17 protein-coding genes are annotated in these 16,908 nt (G+C 64.6%); 4 read left to right on the top strand and 13 right to left on the bottom strand.

The features are described 5' to 3' along the window. Window positions 1-51 precede the first annotated feature (51 nt). The 8 genes from dnaK to ACEN9O_RS11745 form a co-directional block, all read right to left on the bottom strand. Window positions 52-1,995: a molecular chaperone DnaK gene (gene dnaK / locus ACEN9O_RS11780; protein ID WP_495617723.1), complete on the bottom strand. Its 1,944-nt coding sequence runs from the start codon at window positions 1,993-1,995 to the stop codon at window positions 52-54. 92 nt (window positions 1,996-2,087) lie between these two features. Further along, window positions 2,088-2,630 (bottom strand): nucleotide exchange factor GrpE, encoded by a 543-nt coding sequence (gene grpE, locus ACEN9O_RS11775; RefSeq protein WP_117014049.1) that lies wholly within the window; start codon window positions 2,628-2,630, stop codon window positions 2,088-2,090. A gap of 424 nt (window positions 2,631-3,054) precedes the next feature. After that, window positions 3,055-4,173: a ferrochelatase gene (gene hemH / locus ACEN9O_RS11770; protein ID WP_495617722.1), complete on the bottom strand. Its 1,119-nt coding sequence runs from the start codon at window positions 4,171-4,173 to the stop codon at window positions 3,055-3,057. A gap of 47 nt (window positions 4,174-4,220) precedes the next feature. Beyond that, a complete protein-coding gene (locus tag ACEN9O_RS11765; RefSeq protein ID WP_495617721.1) occupies window positions 4,221-5,042 on the bottom strand; it encodes a polysaccharide deacetylase family protein in 822 nt (273 codons plus the stop codon). A 58-nt stretch (window positions 5,043-5,100) separates the two neighbouring features. Next, the gene (locus tag ACEN9O_RS11760) at window positions 5,101-5,235 is read right to left on the bottom strand and encodes a hypothetical protein (protein WP_495617720.1); all 135 of its coding nucleotides are present in this window, start codon (window positions 5,233-5,235) and stop codon (window positions 5,101-5,103) included. After that, entirely contained in the window at window positions 5,232-6,884 is a 1,653-nt protein-coding gene (recN, locus tag ACEN9O_RS11755) for a DNA repair protein RecN (protein WP_495617719.1), read from the bottom strand. The genes ACEN9O_RS11760 and recN overlap by 4 nt, the downstream gene beginning before the upstream one ends. 15 nt (window positions 6,885-6,899) lie before the next feature. Beyond that, on the bottom strand, window positions 6,900-7,808 hold the full coding sequence (locus tag ACEN9O_RS11750; protein WP_495617718.1) for an NAD kinase: 909 nt from the start codon (window positions 7,806-7,808) through the stop codon (window positions 6,900-6,902). A gap of 147 nt (window positions 7,809-7,955) precedes the next feature. Further along, complete coding sequence (locus ACEN9O_RS11745) at window positions 7,956-9,008, bottom strand: DUF3667 domain-containing protein (protein ID WP_495617717.1); 1,053 nt, start codon at window positions 9,006-9,008, stop codon at window positions 7,956-7,958. Window positions 9,009-9,151: 143 nt separating this feature from the next. Between ACEN9O_RS11745 and ACEN9O_RS11740 the strand changes: the two genes are divergently transcribed. From ACEN9O_RS11740 to gloA, 3 genes are read left to right on the top strand one after another with little or no spacing between them, the layout of a single operon-like run. Continuing rightward, entirely contained in the window at window positions 9,152-9,403 is a 252-nt protein-coding gene (locus ACEN9O_RS11740) for a hypothetical protein (protein ID WP_495617716.1), read from the top strand. Between the two features lie 13 nt (window positions 9,404-9,416). Next, window positions 9,417-10,766 carry a PQQ-dependent sugar dehydrogenase gene (locus ACEN9O_RS11735; RefSeq protein ID WP_495617715.1) on the top strand — a complete coding sequence of 450 codons (1,350 nt, stop codon included), beginning with the start codon at window positions 9,417-9,419 and terminating at the stop codon, window positions 10,764-10,766. 57 nt (window positions 10,767-10,823) lie between these two features. Then, window positions 10,824-11,231, top strand: a complete 408-nt coding sequence (gloA, locus tag ACEN9O_RS11730; protein ID WP_495617714.1) for a lactoylglutathione lyase — start codon at window positions 10,824-10,826, stop codon at window positions 11,229-11,231. A gap of 50 nt (window positions 11,232-11,281) precedes the next feature. Here the strand turns inward: gloA and ACEN9O_RS11725 are convergent, their stop codons facing one another. The 4 genes from ACEN9O_RS11725 to ACEN9O_RS11710 all read right to left on the bottom strand — a co-directional run bounded on the left by ACEN9O_RS11725 (window position 11,282) and on the right by ACEN9O_RS11710 (window position 14,492). Then, a complete protein-coding gene (locus ACEN9O_RS11725; RefSeq protein ID WP_495617713.1) occupies window positions 11,282-12,598 on the bottom strand; it encodes a TolC family outer membrane protein in 1,317 nt (438 codons plus the stop codon). A gap of 87 nt (window positions 12,599-12,685) precedes the next feature. Next, window positions 12,686-13,009, bottom strand: coding sequence for a rhodanese-like domain-containing protein (locus ACEN9O_RS11720; protein ID WP_495617712.1), 324 nt, complete (start codon window positions 13,007-13,009; stop codon window positions 12,686-12,688). Window positions 13,010-13,024: 15 nt separating this feature from the next. Next, window positions 13,025-13,678 (bottom strand): protein-L-isoaspartate O-methyltransferase family protein, encoded by a 654-nt coding sequence (locus ACEN9O_RS11715; protein ID WP_495617711.1) that lies wholly within the window; start codon window positions 13,676-13,678, stop codon window positions 13,025-13,027. A 169-nt stretch (window positions 13,679-13,847) separates the two neighbouring features. Then, window positions 13,848-14,492, bottom strand: coding sequence for a TetR/AcrR family transcriptional regulator (locus ACEN9O_RS11710; RefSeq protein WP_495617710.1), 645 nt, complete (start codon window positions 14,490-14,492; stop codon window positions 13,848-13,850). 127 nt (window positions 14,493-14,619) lie between these two features. Here ACEN9O_RS11710 and ACEN9O_RS11705 point away from each other — a divergent pair, with 127 nt between their 5' ends. Next, window positions 14,620-14,916 (top strand): TfoX/Sxy family DNA transformation protein, encoded by a 297-nt coding sequence (locus tag ACEN9O_RS11705; protein ID WP_495617709.1) that lies wholly within the window; start codon window positions 14,620-14,622, stop codon window positions 14,914-14,916. A 65-nt stretch (window positions 14,917-14,981) separates the two neighbouring features. Here the strand turns inward: ACEN9O_RS11705 and ACEN9O_RS11700 are convergent, their stop codons facing one another. Beyond that, window positions 14,982-16,901 carry an NPCBM/NEW2 domain-containing protein gene (locus ACEN9O_RS11700; protein WP_495617708.1) on the bottom strand — a complete coding sequence of 640 codons (1,920 nt, stop codon included), beginning with the start codon at window positions 16,899-16,901 and terminating at the stop codon, window positions 14,982-14,984. Between the last annotated feature and the right edge of the window lie 7 nt (window positions 16,902-16,908).

Here is a 16,908-nt window from a genome sequence, read left to right as displayed (position 1 = left end):
ACTGCGGATGCTCAGTATGGATTCCCGCCTGCGCGGGAATGACGCCGGTGATTACTTGCTGTCTTTGACTTCTTTGAAGTCGGCGTCGACCACGTCGTCCTGCGGCTTGGCCTGCTCGGCGCCTGGCTGGGCGCCGCCTTCGGCACCGCCGCCGGCGGCAGCCTGCTGCGCCTGCATGTCAGCGTACATCTTCTCGCCCAGCTTCTGCGAGGCGGTCGACAGCGATGCCACCTTGGCGTCGATCTCGGCCTTGTCGCCGGCCTTGATCGAACCTTCCAGGTCGGTGATCGCGGCTTCGATTTTTTCCTTCTCGCCGGCTTCCAGCTTGTCGCCGTATTCGGTCAGCGACTTGCGGGTCGAGTGCACCAGGGCGTCGGCCTGGTTGCGCGATTCGGCCAGCTCCTTCACTTTCTTGTCTTCTTCGGCGTTGACTTCGGCGTCCTTCACCATCTTCTGGATCTCGGCTTCGGTCAGGCCGGAGTTGGCCTTGATCGTGATCTTGTTCTCTTTGCCGGTGGCCTTGTCTTTCGCGCCGACGTGCAGGATGCCGTTGGCGTCGATGTCGAAGGTCACTTCGATCTGCGGCGTGCCGCGTGCTGCCGGCGGGATGCCTTCCAGATTGAATTCGCCCAGGCCCTTGTTGCCGGCCGCGATTTCACGCTCGCCCTGGTAGACCTTGATGGTCACGGCAGGCTGGTTGTCGTCGGCGGTCGAGAACACTTGCGAGAACTTGGTAGGAATCGTGGTGTTCTTGTGGATCATCTTGGTCATCACGCCGCCCAGGGTTTCGATACCCAGCGACAGCGGCGTCACGTCCAGCAGCAGCAAGTCCTTGCGCTCGCCCGACAGCACGGAGCCCTGGATCGCGGCGCCAACAGCGACGGCTTCGTCCGGGTTCACGTCCTTGCGCGGGTCCTTGCCGAAGAACTCCTTAACTTTTTCCTGCACCTTGGGCATGCGGGTCATACCGCCGACCAGGATGATGTCGTCGATGTCGGAGACCTTGACGCCGGCGTCCTTGATCGCGGTGCGGCATGGCTCCATGGTGGCGTTGATCAGCTCTTCCACCAGCGATTCCAGCTTGGCGCGGGTCATCTTCAGCGTCAGGTGGACCGGCGCGCCGTTCGCCATGGCGATGTACGGCTCGTTGATCTCGGTCTGCTGCGACGACGACAGTTCTATCTTCGCGCGCTCGGCCGAAGCCTTGATGCGCTGCAGGGCGATCGGATCTTTTTTCAGGTCCAGGCCGTTGATCTTCTTGAACTCGTCGATGATGTAATCGATGATGCGCTGGTCGAAGTCTTCGCCGCCCAGGAAGGTGTCGCCGTTGGTCGACAGCACTTCGAACTGTTTTTCGCCATCGACGTCGGCGATCTCGATGATCGACACGTCGAAGGTACCACCGCCCAGGTCATACACGGCGATCTTGCGGTCGCCCTTGTCGGTCTTGTCCAGGCCGAAAGCCAGCGCGGCAGCGGTTGGTTCGTTGATGATGCGCTTGACGTCCAGGCCCGCGATGCGGCCGGCATCCTTGGTGGCCTGGCGCTGCGAGTCGTTGAAGTACGCAGGCACGGTGATGACGGCTTCGGTGACTTCTTCACCGAGGTAGTCTTCCGCCGTCTTCTTCATCTTGCGCAGCACTTCAGCCGAGATTTGCGGCGGCGCCAGTTTCTTGTCGCGCACGCCGATCCATGCGTCGCCGTTGTCGGCTTTCATGATCGAGTAAGGCATCAGGCCGATGTCCTTCTGCACTTCTTTTTCGTCGAACTTGCGGCCGATCAGACGTTTGACGGCGAACAGCGTGTTCTTTGGATTGGTCACGGCCTGGCGTTTTGCCGGCGAGCCGACCAGGATTTCACCATCTTCTTGGTAAGCAATGATCGATGGCGTCGTGCGCGCGCCTTCGGCGTTTTCGATTACCTTTGGCTGACCGTTTTCCATGATGGAAACGCAGGAATTCGTGGTTCCCAGATCGATACCGATAATTCTACCCATGATTTTTCTTCCTTATTTGCTAAAGTTCAGATGGTACTAATATGTGGAAAAGCTGTATGTTTTCAAGTGCTTAGTTCGGCGAAATCCGCAAATTACTTTGCTTGCGCCGCAGTCACGATGGCGGGACGCAGCAGGCGGTCCGCGATCATATAGCCTTTTTGCAGTACGGAAACTACCGTATTGGCTTCCTGGTCCGCCGGCACCACGGCCACGGCCTGGTGCTTGTTCGGATCCAGCTTCTCGCCCTGGGCTGGCAGGATCTCCAGCAGGCGGTTTTTCTCGAACGCCGACGACAGCTGCTTGAGCGTCATTTCCACGCCTTCCTTCAGCGATTCGACCGACGGCGTTTCGACTTTCAGGGCCATTTCCAGGCTGTCCTTGACCGGCACCATCGCCTCGGCGAAGCTTTCAACGGCGAACTTGTGGGCCTTGGCCACGTCTTCCTGGGCACGGCGACGGATGTTTTCGCCGTCGGCCTTGGCGCGCATGAAGGCGTCGTGCATCTCGGCCAGTTTCGCTTCGGTGGCCGACAGCTGCTCCTCCAGCGTAGGCTGGTCAGGATTCGATGGCGGGGCCGACGCAGCGGCTGCGGCCGCCTCTGGATTAGGTACGGCTTGGTTTTCCTGATCTTGCATCTATAGACTCCTACTATCGTATTTGTTTGACATTACGTTTCTTACCGCACTGGCAGCAAATGGGGCGATAACCTATCTTTTCAAGGGTTATTCTGCCCGTTATTTCATCACCGCTACCGCACGCCGCCCCCACAGGCGACTCATGTAACAGGCGTTACAAAACTTCGTCTGTGCAGGCTCTACTCTTTTGCACCGCAGCGGCTAAGATGTACTAAAGACAACCATCGCTGCAGTTTTTCCGGGAGCGCCTCGCCATGAAGTTGCCACTGATCGCAGCATCCATCCTGGTGTACATCGCACTGGCGACGGCATGGATCTGCTATGCCGACTATCCCTTCAGCCGGCTATTTTAACAGGCTGGCACTCGTCACCCGCAAGTGCTGATTACGCCGCCCGGGCGCAGTTGTGGCGAGATTGCATCTTTTCAGTCGGCGGCGCCCAGTTTCAGGGCGGCCGCCCGGCCGGTCTCCGCATCTTTCTTCACGTCATCAAGCTGGGCCGCAACCATCTGGGTCGGCCAGCCGATCATGTGCTGCTCGGCAATTTCCGCCATGGCGGCGATCCAGGCCGGGGTTTCGTTCAGGCAGGGGATGTAGTGGAACCCGTCGCCTTGGCGGCCGCCGGCCTGCTCGAACTCGTGCCGCACTTCCATCGCGATTTCCTCCAGCGTTTCCAGGCAATCGCTGATGAAGCCGGGGCACAGCACATCCACCCGCCGGACGCCGTCGCGCGCCAGCTGGGCAACGGTGGGCGCGGTGTACGGCTGCAGCCACTCGGCCTTGCCGAAGCGCGACTGGAAGGTGACCACGTATTGGTCGGGCGTCAGCTTCAGGGCGGTGGCCAGCAGGCGCGCGGTCTTCAGGCATTCGCAGTGATAGGGATCGCCCAGCATCAGCGTGCGCTTGGGCACGCCGTGAAAGCTCAGCACCAGCTTGTCCGGGCGGCCGTGGGCGTCCCAGTGCGCCTGCACCGACTCGCGCAGCGCGCGGATGTAGCCGTCGTGGTCATGGTAGTTGCGCACGAAGCGCAGCTCGGGGATGTTGCGCACCGTGCCGTAGTGGTCGAACACGGCGTCGTAGATCGAGCCGGTGGTGGTGCCCGAATACTGCGGATAGGCGGGCAGCACGGCGATGCGTTCGACGCCGTCGGCCTTGAGCTTGGACAGCACCTCCGGCAGCGACGGCGAGCCGTAGCGCATGGCCATCGCCACGGTCAGGTTCTGGTGGCCGCGTTCGCCGAGCGCGCCGCGCAGCAGCTGGGCCTGGGCGGCGGTGTGCACCTTCAGCGGCGAGCCTTCGCGGGTCCAGATCGACGCGTACTTCTTGGCCGACTGGCCGGAGCGGAACGGCAGGATGATCAGGTTGAGGATGAACCACCACACGGCGCGCGGAATCTCGACCACGCGCGGATCGGACAGGAATTCCTTCAGGTAGCGGCGCACCGCCGGGCGGGTCGGCGCGTCGGGCGTGCCCAGGTTGACCAGCACGATGGCGCTGCGGCCAACGGTGCCGTGCTTGTGGGGAGGTTCTTTTAAGAAGGTCATGTAGGCCAATGGCAGCGTGTGTAGGACAGCTTGCCATTATAGTTAGCCTAACGCAGCGATGGTTGGAAATCGGCGTCGCTGACCATGCCGAAGCCAAAGCCGTCCGCCAGCAGGCCGGCGATGATGGCGTCCAGGCTTTTCAGCGTGTTCGGGTGAATTTCATGCATCAGGATGATGCCGCCGCGGCGGGCGCGGGCGGCGGCCAGCACGTGGCCGACGTAATCGCTCATGAACTGGTGCGGCACGCCGCAGGAGATCGCCTCGCGCGCGTCGATGGCACCGGTGCGGTCGTAGGCCCAGTCGCAGGAATCGATGTGCCAGCCGACGATCTTGTAGCCATGCTCGCGCACCAGCTGGTTGGTCTCGCAGGTCGAATTGCCATACGGGTAGCGGAACAGCTTGGGGCCGTCGGTGCCGGTCAGGCTGTCGGTGCGCAGCACTTCGCCGGCCTGGCGGGCGGCGTCGATGTCGTGGAAGTTGGGATGGCTCCACGAATGGTTGGCGACAACGTCATGTCCGGCCGCGCGCACCCTGGCCACCAGCTCGGGATACTGCTGCGCCTTCTCGCCGATCATGAAGAAGGTCGCGTGGACCTTGTACTTCTTCAGCACCTCCAGGATGTTCTCGGTGCCGGGCGCGGTGGGGCCGTCGTCGAAGGTCAGCGCGACGCGGTTCAACGGCGGCGGCGTGGCGATGTCGGACTCGTAGCGGCAGCGGGTTTCCAGCACCGCCGGCTCCACGGTCAGGCGCTCGTTGAGGCGTTTGAAATGATGGTGGCGTATCGCCGCCGATTCGTCCTGCGGCGCGGTGGCCGCAGGCTGGATTGGTTCGGCGGCCAGCGCGCATTGGCTGGCTGCGGCCAAGAGCATGAACTGTTGTGCCGCGCGTTTGCAAGAGAGTTTGAAAGAAGTCATGCCGCCATTATAGTCAGGCCGGCGCCCAGGGATCGGTCAGGCACGCCATCCGGTCCAACCTGGCCCGCTTTGTCGCCAGCAGCACGCCATACCAGGCCATGCCCAGCGGCGCGGCGATGATCAATGACGCCCACCAGGGCATCGTCATGAGGCCAACAGCTCGCGCGCGTGCTTGCGGGTGGTGGCGGTGATTTCCAACCCGCCCAGCATGCGCGCCACTTCCTCGACGCGGGCTTTCGAATCCAGCACGTCGATGCGCGAGGCGGTCTTGCCGTTTTCCAGCGTGCCCTTGGCTACCTGGAAGTGCTGGCCGGCCTGGCTGGCCACCTGCGGCAAGTGCGTCACGCACAGCACCTGGCGCTCCTGGCCCAGGCGGCGCAGCAGGCGCCCCACGACTTCGGCCACGCCGCCGCCGATGCCGCTGTCGACTTCATCGAAGATCAGCGTCGGCGTGGTGGTGGCGTTCGAGGTGATCACCGAGATCGCCAGCGAGATGCGCGCCAGCTCGCCGCCCGACGCCACCTTGGCCAGCGGCCGCGGCGCCACGCCGGCATGGCCGGCCACCAGGAACTCGACCTGCTCCAGCCCATGTGCGCCCGGCTCGCCGGCGTTGAGCGCGACCTCGAAACGGCCGCCCGTCATGTTCAGTTCCTGCATCGCCCTGGTGACCGCGTCGCTCAACTGGCGGGCCGCAACGGCGCGCGTGGCGGACAGGCGCTGCGCCTGTTCCATGTACGCGGCCTTGAGTTTTTCCTCCTGCTTGCGCAGGCCTTCGATGTCGCTGGCGTCGGCGATCTGCGCCAGGCGCCCGGCGAGCTTGGTGTGCTCTTCCGGCAGCTGCTCCTCGGTGACGCGGAACTTGCGCGCCGCCGAGTGGATCGCGTCCATCCGCGCCTCCACCTTGCGCAGCCGCTCGGGATCGAGGTCGACCCGGTCCAGGTAATCGTTGAGCGCATACACGGCTTCCTGCAACTGGATGCGCGCCGGCTCGATCAAATCGACGATGGCCTGCAGGCCGGTGTCGATGCCGGCCAGCTTGCCCAGCTTCTGGTTGAGCGACGACAGCTGCGACAGGATAGGCTGCTCCTCCGCTTCCGAGATCACCGCCAGCGCCTCCTGCGCGCCCTCCAGCAGGCTGGCCGCGTGCGACAGGCGGCTCTGCTCATTGCTCACCTCCGCCCACTCGCCCGGCTTGACGGCCAGCTTTTCCAACTCGTTGACCTGCCACTCCAGGCGCTCGCGCTCATACAGCACGTTGGCGGCGTTGGTCTCGAACTCCTCCAGCTGCTTGCCCAGCGCGCGCCAGGCGCGGTAGGCCAGCGTCACCGCCTTCACGTCGCCGCCGGCGCCGGCCTGGCTGTCGAGCAGCACGCGCTGCGCCTCGGTCTTCATCAGCGACTGGTGCGCGTGCTGGCCGTGGATGTCGACCAGCATGTCGCCGATCTCGCGCAGCTGCGCCGCCGTCGCCGCGATGCCGTTGATGTAGGCCTTGCTGCGGCCGGCGTTGTCGATCACGCGGCGCAGCAGCGCGCCGCCCTCCTCCACCGCGAACTCGTTGGCGGCCAGCCAGTCGCGCGCCTGCTCGCTGAGCGCGAAGTCCGCCGTGATGTCGGCCTTGGCCGCGCCCTCGCGCACCACGCTGGCGTCGCCGCGGCCGCCCAGCGCCAGCGTCAGCGCGTCGATCAGGATCGATTTGCCGGCGCCGGTCTCTCCGGTGAAGACGGTGAAGCCGGCGGAGAATTCCAGTTCGATGGTGTCGACGATGACGAAGTCGCGGATGGACAGAGTACGGAGCATGGAAGCCTGGTGAGGTTAATTGAGTTTGCCTTCGGCGGAAGGATGTTCATTCCAGTGCAGCTTTTCGCGCAGCGTGTTGTAGTAGCTCCAGCCTTCCGGATGCAGGAAGGTGATCGAGTGCGGCGAGCGCTGGATGACGATCTGGTCCTGCGCGGTCAGGCTGGCGAAGGTCTGCATGTCGAAGTTGACCGAGATGTCGCGCCCGCGCACGATCTCCACCACGATCTCGCTGGACTCGGGCAGCACGATCGGCCGGTTCGACAGCGCGTGCGGCGCGATCGGCACCAGCACCACGCCGCCCAGACTCGGATGCAGCAGCGGCCCGCCGGCCGACAGCGCGTAGGCGGTGGAGCCGGTCGGGGTGGAGATGATCAAGCCGTCGGAGCGCTGGTTGTACATGAAGTGGCCGTCGACGTCGACCCGCAGCTCGGCCATGCCGGCGCCGGCGCCGCGCGAGACCACGACGTCGTTGACGGCCAGGCCGACGTGGATGGTTTCGCCGTTGCGCAGCACCCGCCCCTCGAGCAGCGTGCGGCGCTCGGCCTTGTAGCGGCCGGCCAGGATCTTGGGCAGCACGTCGAGCATGGCGTCGAGCGGGATGTCGGTCATGAAGCCCAGGCGGCCCTGGTTGATGCCGATCAGCGGCACGTCGAACGGCGCCAGCTGGCGCGCGATGCCCAGCATGGTGCCGTCGCCGCCCATGACGATGGCGGCGTCGCAGTGGGCGCCGATTTCGGTGGCGCTCATCACCTGCACATTGGCCATCGCAAAGCCCAGATGGGCGGCGGTCTGCTCTTCAAACACCGCCGTGTAGCCGTCCTGCTGCAGGAAATCGACCACGCTGCGCACCGATTCGGCGATGCCATCGGTATTCTGGCGCACGACCAGTGCGATGGTTTGATAAACGGCGTGCGTGGCGGTCATAAAAATCTCGGCAAAGGGGTGAGGTCGGCGACACGCAGCAGGGTAACCCATAACGCCGGCTTCTGCCATCACCCGCCCGCCTCACAACTGTACATTTAAACAGTATTTTGCGCAGTATAGTGTGCCGGCAGCCAGACTGCAAGGACCTCAGTGGCCACCGACGCTCATGATCCCGGCCATCATCGACAGGAACACCGCGATCCCGATCGCGATCGAATAAAAGGTCATCAGCGTGCCCCAGCGGAAGAACACGCCCCAGCGGCTGCCGCCGTACACGCGCCGCATGGCCCACGGCAGGTAGCCCAGCAGCCAGCACCACAGCACGAAGTTGACGAAGCCGAACGGCATCACCAGGATCACGCTGTAGACGAAGAAGGCGAAGGCGTTGGAGTGCAGCGCGAACAGCAGATGCTCGCCGAAGCGCCTGCCCGAGCCGAGGTACAGCACCTTGAGCATTAGCGCGAACACCGGCATCAGGCAGAAGATCGCATACGGCGCGTAGTGGTAGAAGCCTTCCGTGAAGACCTTGCCCTTCTCGTCGCCGGGCAGGTCTTCGAAGGCCTGCCATTTATGCTTGAGCGTCGGCCAGCGGTTGAGGAAATCGCCGTCCTTGTCCATCACGCTGAAGTTGAAGTTGCTCTTGCTGCGCGCCGCGGCGGCGGCGGCGTCCTCCTGCTTGAAGTCTTCCTGCATCGCGCTGATCGCCGTTTCGGCGGCGGCCTTGCCGCGCTGTTGTTCCGGCGTGAGCGGCTTGAGCGGCTCGGCCGCCTTGGCGGCCTGGCGCGCCGCATCCGCCGCCGTCGCGGCCGCCGCGGTCTCGGGCTTCTTTTCCTTGTCATCCGTGCCCGGATCGAAGCCGCTGGTGAGCTTCATCAGCGCGAAGAACACCAGGCTCAGCGTGAGGTACAGACGCAGCGGCTGCACGAAGCGCACGCGGCGGCCGCGGATGTATTCCAGCGTCAGCGCGCCTGGACGGAACAGCAGGCGCATCACCGTGCCCCACAGCTTGCCCTCCAGCGCCACGTAATGGCCGACGAACTCGTGCAGGAACTCGCGCGTGCTGGCGTGGTGCAGGATGGCTTCCTGGCCGCAGTTGGCGCAGTAGTGGCCGCTGAGCACCGCCTCGCAATTGGGGCAGTTGGCCGGCGGCGCGTGGGCGTCGTGTTGCGCAGTGTGTTCCTTATTCACAGCAGTGCTCATGCAAACATCCTGATCGATAGGGCGTGGAAAAAAGTGTACAAATGATAAACGACTTCAGCTGAGAGTTGTCAGCATTCAATGTGGCGACCGAGGAAAAAACAACTGGTTAAGATGGTTTTCAACCACAGGACACGGAGGATGCCATGAAAGATGCTCACGTCAACACCAACGCCAAGGTCGAGAACGACGGCGTCAAGCGCATGCCGCACGAGCGCGACGAGGCGCCCGATGCCCAGAACGTCAAGCCGCGCAACGTCATGAAGCAGGCCGCCAGCGACATCGAGCGCGGCCTGGTCGACACCGACCTGCACAACCAGCCCGGCGTGCAGCAGACGCGCGCGCCGGGGCCCAGGCCCGGCACCGCCCAGCCGCAACCCGGCAGCAAACGCGACTGAGCGGCGGTCCCGCATGAAAGCCGCCCTGGCCGCGCCTGCGGCCGCGCTCGCCAAGCTCGCCACCCTGGTCGCGCTGGTCGCGCTGGTCGCGCCGCTCGCGCTGGCGCAAAGCTACCCGACCGGCTACGGCCCCAATCCCGCGCTGCCGGAACCGGAGCGCTCGCTGATCCCCACCGTCAACGTGGCGCCGGCCGAGGCCTGGCAGGGCCAGGACCGGCCACGCAGCGCGCCCGGCTTCGACGTCACCGCCTACGCGCGCGGGCTCGACCACCCACGCTGGCTGTACGTCCTGCCCAACGGCGACGTGCTGGTGGCCGAAACCAACGCCCCGCCCAAGCCGGACGACAGCAAGGGCATCAAGGGCGCGATCATGAAGCATGAAATGAAGAAGGCCGGCGCGGTGGGCGCCTCGGCCAACCGCATCACGCTGCTGCGCGGGCTGGACGCCAGCGGCGCGGCGCACAGCCAAAGCGTGTTCATCGAGGGACTGAACTCGCCGTTCGGCATGGCGCTGGTCGGCGACAACCTGTACGTGGCCGATACCGACGCCATCCTGCGCTTCCCCTACCAGCAAGGGGCGACCTCGATCCGCACGCCCGGCGTGAAGGTGATGGACCTGCCGGCCGGCACCATCAACCACCACTGGACCAAGAACGTCATCGCCAGCCCGGACGGCAAATACCTGTACGTCACGGTCGGCTCCAACAGCAACGCCGGCGAGAACGGCATCGACGCGGAAACCGGCCGCGCCGCCATCTGGCAGCTGGAGCTGGCCACCAGCAAGTCACGCCTGTACGCGACCGGCCTGCGCAACGCCGCCGGCATGGGCTGGGAGCCGCACACCAAAGCCCTGTGGACCACGGTCAACGAACGCGACGAGCTGGGCGACGACCTGGTGCCGGACTACATGACCTCGGTGCAGGAAGGCGCTTTCTACGGCTGGCCCTACAGCTACTACGGCCAGCATGTCGACCGCCGCGTGTCGCCGCAGAAGCCGGAGCTGGTGGCGAAGGCGATCGCGCCCGACTACGCGCTGGGCGCCCACACGGCCTCGCTGGGCCTGGCGTTCTACGACGCCGGCCTGTTCCCCCCGTCCTACCACGGCGGCGTGTTCATCGGCCAGCACGGCTCGTGGAACCGCAAGCCGTTCAGCGGCTACAAGGTGGTGTTCGTGCCTTTCACCGACGGCAAGCCGTCCGGGCCGCCGCAGGATTTCCTGTTCGGTTTCCTCGACAACGCCGGCAAGGCGCACGGGCGCCCGGTCGGCGTGGCGGTCGACAAGCAAGGCGCGCTGCTGGTGGCGGACGACGTCGGCAATGTGGTCTGGCGCGTGGCGCCGCCGGCAAAAACGGCCGGCAAATAGCGGGGTGGCGGCAAAACGCATAGAATTCTGGTTTATCCGTTCCCATGAAAGACCACGATGCGTATCCTGCACACCATGCTGCGAGTCGGCGACCTCCAGCGCTCGATCGATTTCTACACCAAGGTACTCGGCATGAAGCTGCTGCGCACCAGCGATAATCCCGAGTACCAGTACACGCTGGCCTTCCTCGGCTATGGCGCCAACCCGGAGCACGCCGAGCTGGAACTGACCTACAACTACGGCCAGACCAGCTACGAGCTGGGCACGGCCTACGGCCACATCGCGATCTCGGCCGACGACATCGTCAGCGCCTGCAAGGCCGTCAAGGCCAACGGCGGCGCCGTCACGCGCGAGCCGGGCCCGGTCAAGGGCGGCTCGACGGTGATCGCCTTCGTCACCGACCCGGACGGCTACAAGATCGAACTGATCGAGCGCAGTTTCGACGGCCAGGGCGCCGGGCTCTAAAAAAAAACGCCGGCTCATCGCCGGCGTTCTGGTATTCCGCTGCGCGCTGCCTAGTGCGCCAACAGGGCGTTGATCGGCGCCAGGTCGTCTTCCTTCAGCGAACCGGCCGCCGACTTCAGGCGCAGGCCGTTCATGATGGTGTCGTAGCGGGCCTTGGCCAGGTCCTTCTGGGTCGAGTACAGCAGCTTCTGGGCGTTCAGCACGTCGATGTTGATACGCACGCCGACCTGGTAACCCAGCTTGTTCGAATCCAGCGACGACTTGCTCGACACTTCGGCCGCTTCCAGCGCCTTGACCTGCGCCAGGCCGCTGTTCATGCCCAGGTAGGCCGAACGGGCGTTCTGCGAGGCGGCGCGCTTGGTCGCTTCCAGGTCGTTGCGGGCCTTGTCTTCCAGCGCGATGGTTTCGCGCACCTTGCTGGTGACGGCGAAGCCGCTGAAGATCGGCACGTTCCAGCTGACGCCGATGGCGTTGTTGTTGATGCGCTGCTGGCCGGTGGTGTTCTGGTGCGTGGTGCTGGCGATCAGGTTGGCGGTCGGCATGTGGTTGGCGCGGTTGCGCTCGATCTCGCGCTTGGCGATTTCCACGTTCAGCTTGGCCGCCACCACGGCGTAGTTCTGCTCCTCGGCCGAGCTGACCCACGGCTCCACCGCGGCCGGCGACGGCGCGCTGATCGTCACGCCGGTGCGCAGCGGCGCCAGTTCGCCCGGCGCCTGGCCAACGATCACTTGCAGCGCGGTGTGCTTGTTGTCCAGGTCGTTGATGGCGGCGAATTCCTGCGCCACCACCAGGTCGTACGCGGCCTGGGCTTCGTGGGTGTCGGTGATGGTCTGGGTGCCCACTTCGAAGTTGCGCTTGGCCGAGGCCAGCTGTTCGGTGGTCGCCACCTTCTGCGCCTGGGTCGAGGTCAGGTTGTCCTGCGCCGTCAACACGTCGAAGTAGGCTTGCGCCACGCGGGTGATCAGGTCCTGCTGGGCCTGGGCGAAGGTGGCTTCGGCGGTGGCCTGGGCCAGCTTGCTCTGCTGGTAGGTCTGCCAGTTGCCCCAGTTGAACAGCGGCTGGCTCAGTTGCACGGTGTAGGAGTTGCTGTGGCTGTCGACGTCGGCCTTGGGAGTGTAGCTGCCGAACTGGAAGCTGGAGGCGTCGCCGCTGTTGCGCGTGTTGCTGCCGCTGGCCGAGATACTCGGCAGCAGGCCGGAGCGCCCCTGGGTGATCCGTTCCTGGCCGGCGGTCAGCGACGAGCGGGCGCTGGCATACGTGGCGTCATTGGCCAGCGCTTGCTGATATACCTGGATCAGGTCGGCCGCCTGTGCGTTGAGCGTCAAGAAGGCGCTGGTGATCAGCACGGCGATAAGGGGTCTCTGCATTGCGTTCTCCGTTGGAGTCATCAAAAAAGTTGATCAAATCAAAAACACACTACCTTCGCGCCGCGCTCGTTACTAGCGCCGCGGCGCTTAATACTTGGCCATCGTGCTGTCGACTTGCAGCGCCCAGGCGTGGATGCCGCCGGTCAGGTTGACCATCTTGCCGAAGCCGTTACGCTCCAGGAAGGCGGCCACCTGCATGCTGCGCGCGCCGTGATGGCAGATGCAGACGATGGCCGCATCCTCATCCAGGTCGTCTATGCGCGCCGGTATGGCATTCATCGGGATCTGCACCGAGCCGTCGATACGGCAGGTCTCGAATTCCCAGTTTTCCCGCACGTCCAGCAACATCGGGCTGGGCCGTGCATCGTCCGCCAGCCAGTCGGCCAGTTCCAGAGCGGTGATCTGCTGCATGCTGGTCCGCCCGCCTTAAAACTTGAACTGCGACGGCTGCGTGGCCGAGGCCAGCGGCTTGACGTCGGTCTCGAACAGCGTGCGCGTGTCGTAGCCCGCTTCGCCGGTGCGGGTGATCAGCTGCGCCTTCATCGCCGGCGACTGGCCGATGATGGCCGCCAGACGGCCGCCCACTTTCAATTGCTGCAACAGCGCTGGCGGCAGCTCCGGCAGCGAGCCGGTCACGACGATCACGTCGAACGGCGCGCCGTTGCTCCAGCCCTGGGCGCCATTGCCCAGTTCCACGGTCACGTTGGTGACGCCGTTGTCGGCCAAATTCTTTTCCGCCAGCGCTTTGAGCTCCGGCGACACTTCCACCGCCGTCACGTGGCGGCCCTTGTGCGCCAGCAGCGCCGCCAGGTAGCCGGAGCCGACGCCGATTTCCAGCACGCTCTCATGCTTCTTGACGTTGACGTCCTGCAGCAGGCGGGCTTCCACTTTCGGGTTCAGCATGGAAACGCCGCCCGGCAGCGGGATTTCCGTGTCCGCAAACGCCAGCGCCTTGTGCGCGGCCGGCACGAAATTCTCGCGTTTCACCACCATCAGCAGATCCAGCACACTCGTGTCCAGGACGTCCCAAGGACGGATTTGCTGTTCGATCATGTTGAAGCGGGCTTGTTCGATATTCATCTTATGACTCTGGTCGGATTAAATAATCCGTCATTTTATCGTTGAACTGGCATCGGGGCACATATTAACGATATGACGACGGGTTCGCGGGAAATTGCGACAGTCTGCAGTTTAAGGGGGTTGAACCTACCAAAATGGCAAGTTGGGCGCAAAACGCGGGCTGGGCGGCTCACGGCTGGGGCGCTTCCAGGCCGCGCAGGGAGACGTCGATCAGCGTCTCCATGAAGGCTTGCGGGTCGATCGGCGGCATCTCGCAGGTCGGCATGAAGGAGTGGGTCCACATCATCAGCATCAGCACCGGGGCCACCAGCACCGGCGTCATCACGGCCGGGTCGACCGGGCGGAACTCGCCGCGCGCGATGCCGCGCACCAGCACGCTGGCGATCAGGCCATTGCCGCGGGCGACCACGTCCTCGTTGTAAAACTGCGCCAGCTCGGGGAAATTATTGCCTTCAGTAAGCATCAGCTTGGTGATGCCAGCCAGGTGGGTGGCGCAGATCTGGCCCCACCACTTCATCAGGATGGTGCGCAGCAGCTCGGCGCTGGGGCCGTCGAACACGGCAGCTTCCTGCTCGGCCTCGCCGATGGCGTGCACGATGTTCTCGCGCACCACGGCCTTGAACAGTTCTTCCTTGTTGGCGAAATACAGGTACAGCGTGCCCTTGGACACGCCGGCGCGCCTGGCCACGTCTTCCAGGCGCGTGCCGGCATAGCCGCGCTCGACGAACTGGTCCAGCGCGGCGGCCAGCAATTCCTGCGGCCGCGCATCCTTGCGCCGCTCCCAGCGTGGCTTCGTGTCTTGAGGGGCTTGCATGGGTGTATTCAATTTAACTTACTTATAAGTCATTAATATAAGCGCAAGCCATCTCGACGTCAAGATTGAATCGTCAAGGCGAAGAACAAGGCGGGTAAGATGAGGGCTGACATTTCTCTTGTTAACCATGAACGATACTTCAAAATCAAAGCCGGCCGCGTCTGCGGTGGCGCAGCTGAAGGGGCTGGGGCCCAAGAGTTCGGCCATCCTGCGCGATGTGGGGATCGCGACTGTTGAGGAACTACGCGCGCGCGATCCGTTTCAGGTCTACGCCTTGTTAAAGGCCAGCCATCCAGGCACCAGCCTGAATTTTTTGTACGGCATCATCGGCGCCATTGAAGATGTGCATTGGCTCGAAATCAAGCTGGCTCGAAAAACCGAAATCCTGCTTCGCCTGGAGGAAATGGGGCTCGCGCCAAAATGAACGCATTGAGGACGCGGGACGGCCGCATTACTCACGGCCGCCCGCTCCCATCATGCTCGCGCTGATCAGTCTGGCTTAGCCGACGTCAACAGAGCGGCGTCGACCCAGCTCACCGGCAACTGCTCGTTGGCGCCGGTTGCGCTGCGCGCCACCAGTTCGATCAGCTTGACGCCGGCAACGTCCGCGCTCAAGGCCTGCGCTGGCTGGCCCCAACGCGAGGGCTTGCTCTTGGCCAGCAGCTTGCCGTCACCGTAAATCATGAAGGTGACGTCGTGCGCGCGGTCCGACGCGGAGTCGTCGACGCCCACCTTGGCGCTCAGGCGGCGGTAGTCCTGGTTGCGCACCTCCAGCCGGGAATTGGCCAGGATGCCGATGCCGGACGGGTACGTCGCGCCGGCGATCCGCAGGGGCTGGCCGTAAGGGGTGCTGTCGGCGCGCGCGCCGCCCCAGCCGGCGTACATCGGCCGTTCTCCCAAGCCCTTGGTGCCGGTCCAGCCAGCCGATGAGCGGAAGATCGTCGGATCGGCCTGCGGCCTGATCACGCCGTCAACGGCCGGATTCACGCTGCCCGGCTGCTCCGACAGATAGACGCCCTGCTCCAGCGCGCGCGTGCCCTGGACGCGGAAGATCCGCGTCTCGCGCGGCGCCACGCGCACCTTGGTTTCCTTGGTGAACGTCGTGTCCGCCTTGGTCCAGAGATCGGTCAGCGTGACCGGCGCGTCGCCGCGCAACTTGAGGTGCTCGGCCGTCAGGTCGGCGTCGATCGGCGCCAGGCCGCGGTTGAAGATCGCGACCGCCTTCTGGCCGGAGGCCAGCCGCTTGACCAGGATCTCCAGATCGTCGGCGTCATAGACCAGCGTGGCCTGGTTGCCGGCCGCGTCCTGGTTGACCGCGATGATGTCGGCATTGCCGACGATGTCCATCAGCGGCTGCGGCATGGTCCGCAGGTCGGCGCCCAGCATCAGCGGCGCGTTCAGCATGGCCCACAGCGCGAAGTGCGAGCGGGCTTCCACCAGATGGTTGGCGTCGAAGTCGCCCTTGCCGATGTACAGCATGTCGGGGTCGTTCCAGCTGCCCGGATGCCCATACAGCTCGCGCCGCGCCGCGCTGTCGAAATTGGTCAGCAAGCGGGTCCACGAGGGCGTGATGTCGTCGCTGGTGCGCGAGAGGTTGCCGTAGTTCTTGCCCCACGCGCGCACATCGGCCGAGCCCCACACGCACAGCGACAACAGGAAGTCGCCATCGGGCTTGTTGCGCCGCAGCGCCGCGTTAATCTGCGTGAACTCCGCCTGCACCGCCGGAATGTTGGAACGGCTCACCGACTCCAGGTCCAGCACCGGCGTCAGCGCGCGGTACTCGCCCGAGCGCACTTTCCCACTGTCGGCACCGTAGGCGCGCAGGCCGCAGCCATCAACCTTGATGAAATCGAAATTCCAGTCGGCGAAGAACAGCTTGATGTCCTGGTCGATATGGCCGTACAGACCGATCTCCCGCTCCAGCACGCTGCCCTTGGGCAGGTCGGTGCTGTCGCCGGAATAGGCCTGCGAACAGGTGTTGCGGCCGAGGTCGGAGTAAATGCCGGCCTTGAGCCCCATGGCGTGCAGCTGGTCGGTGAGGGGACGGAAACTGCTGGCGCCGCCCTTGGCCGACGACGGGAAACGGTCGGCCCGTATCACCAGGTGGCCGTCCGGGATCTGGCGGCGCGTCGCCCAGCCGTCGTCGATGTTGATGTAACGGTAGCCGCCGGCAGCCAGTCCGCTGTCGACGATGCGCTGGGCCGAGCCCAGGATCTTGGCCTCGTCGATATCGGTGCCGAACGCGTTCCAGCTGCTCCAGCCCATCGGCGGGGTCGACGCGCGGCCGGCGGTGTAGGCGCTCCAATGCGCGGTCGGCGCCAGTGGATCGGGCGCCGCCTGCGACGCGGCGTTCGCGCACAACAGGGTGATCAATGCCAGGCGTATCGACTGGCGTAATGGGTTTTGCACTTGCATC

The organism is Duganella sp. Dugasp78 (assembly GCF_059491455.1).
The sequence above is the reverse complement of the archived record's forward strand: the minus strand, read 5'-3'. Positions and strand labels throughout refer to the sequence as shown.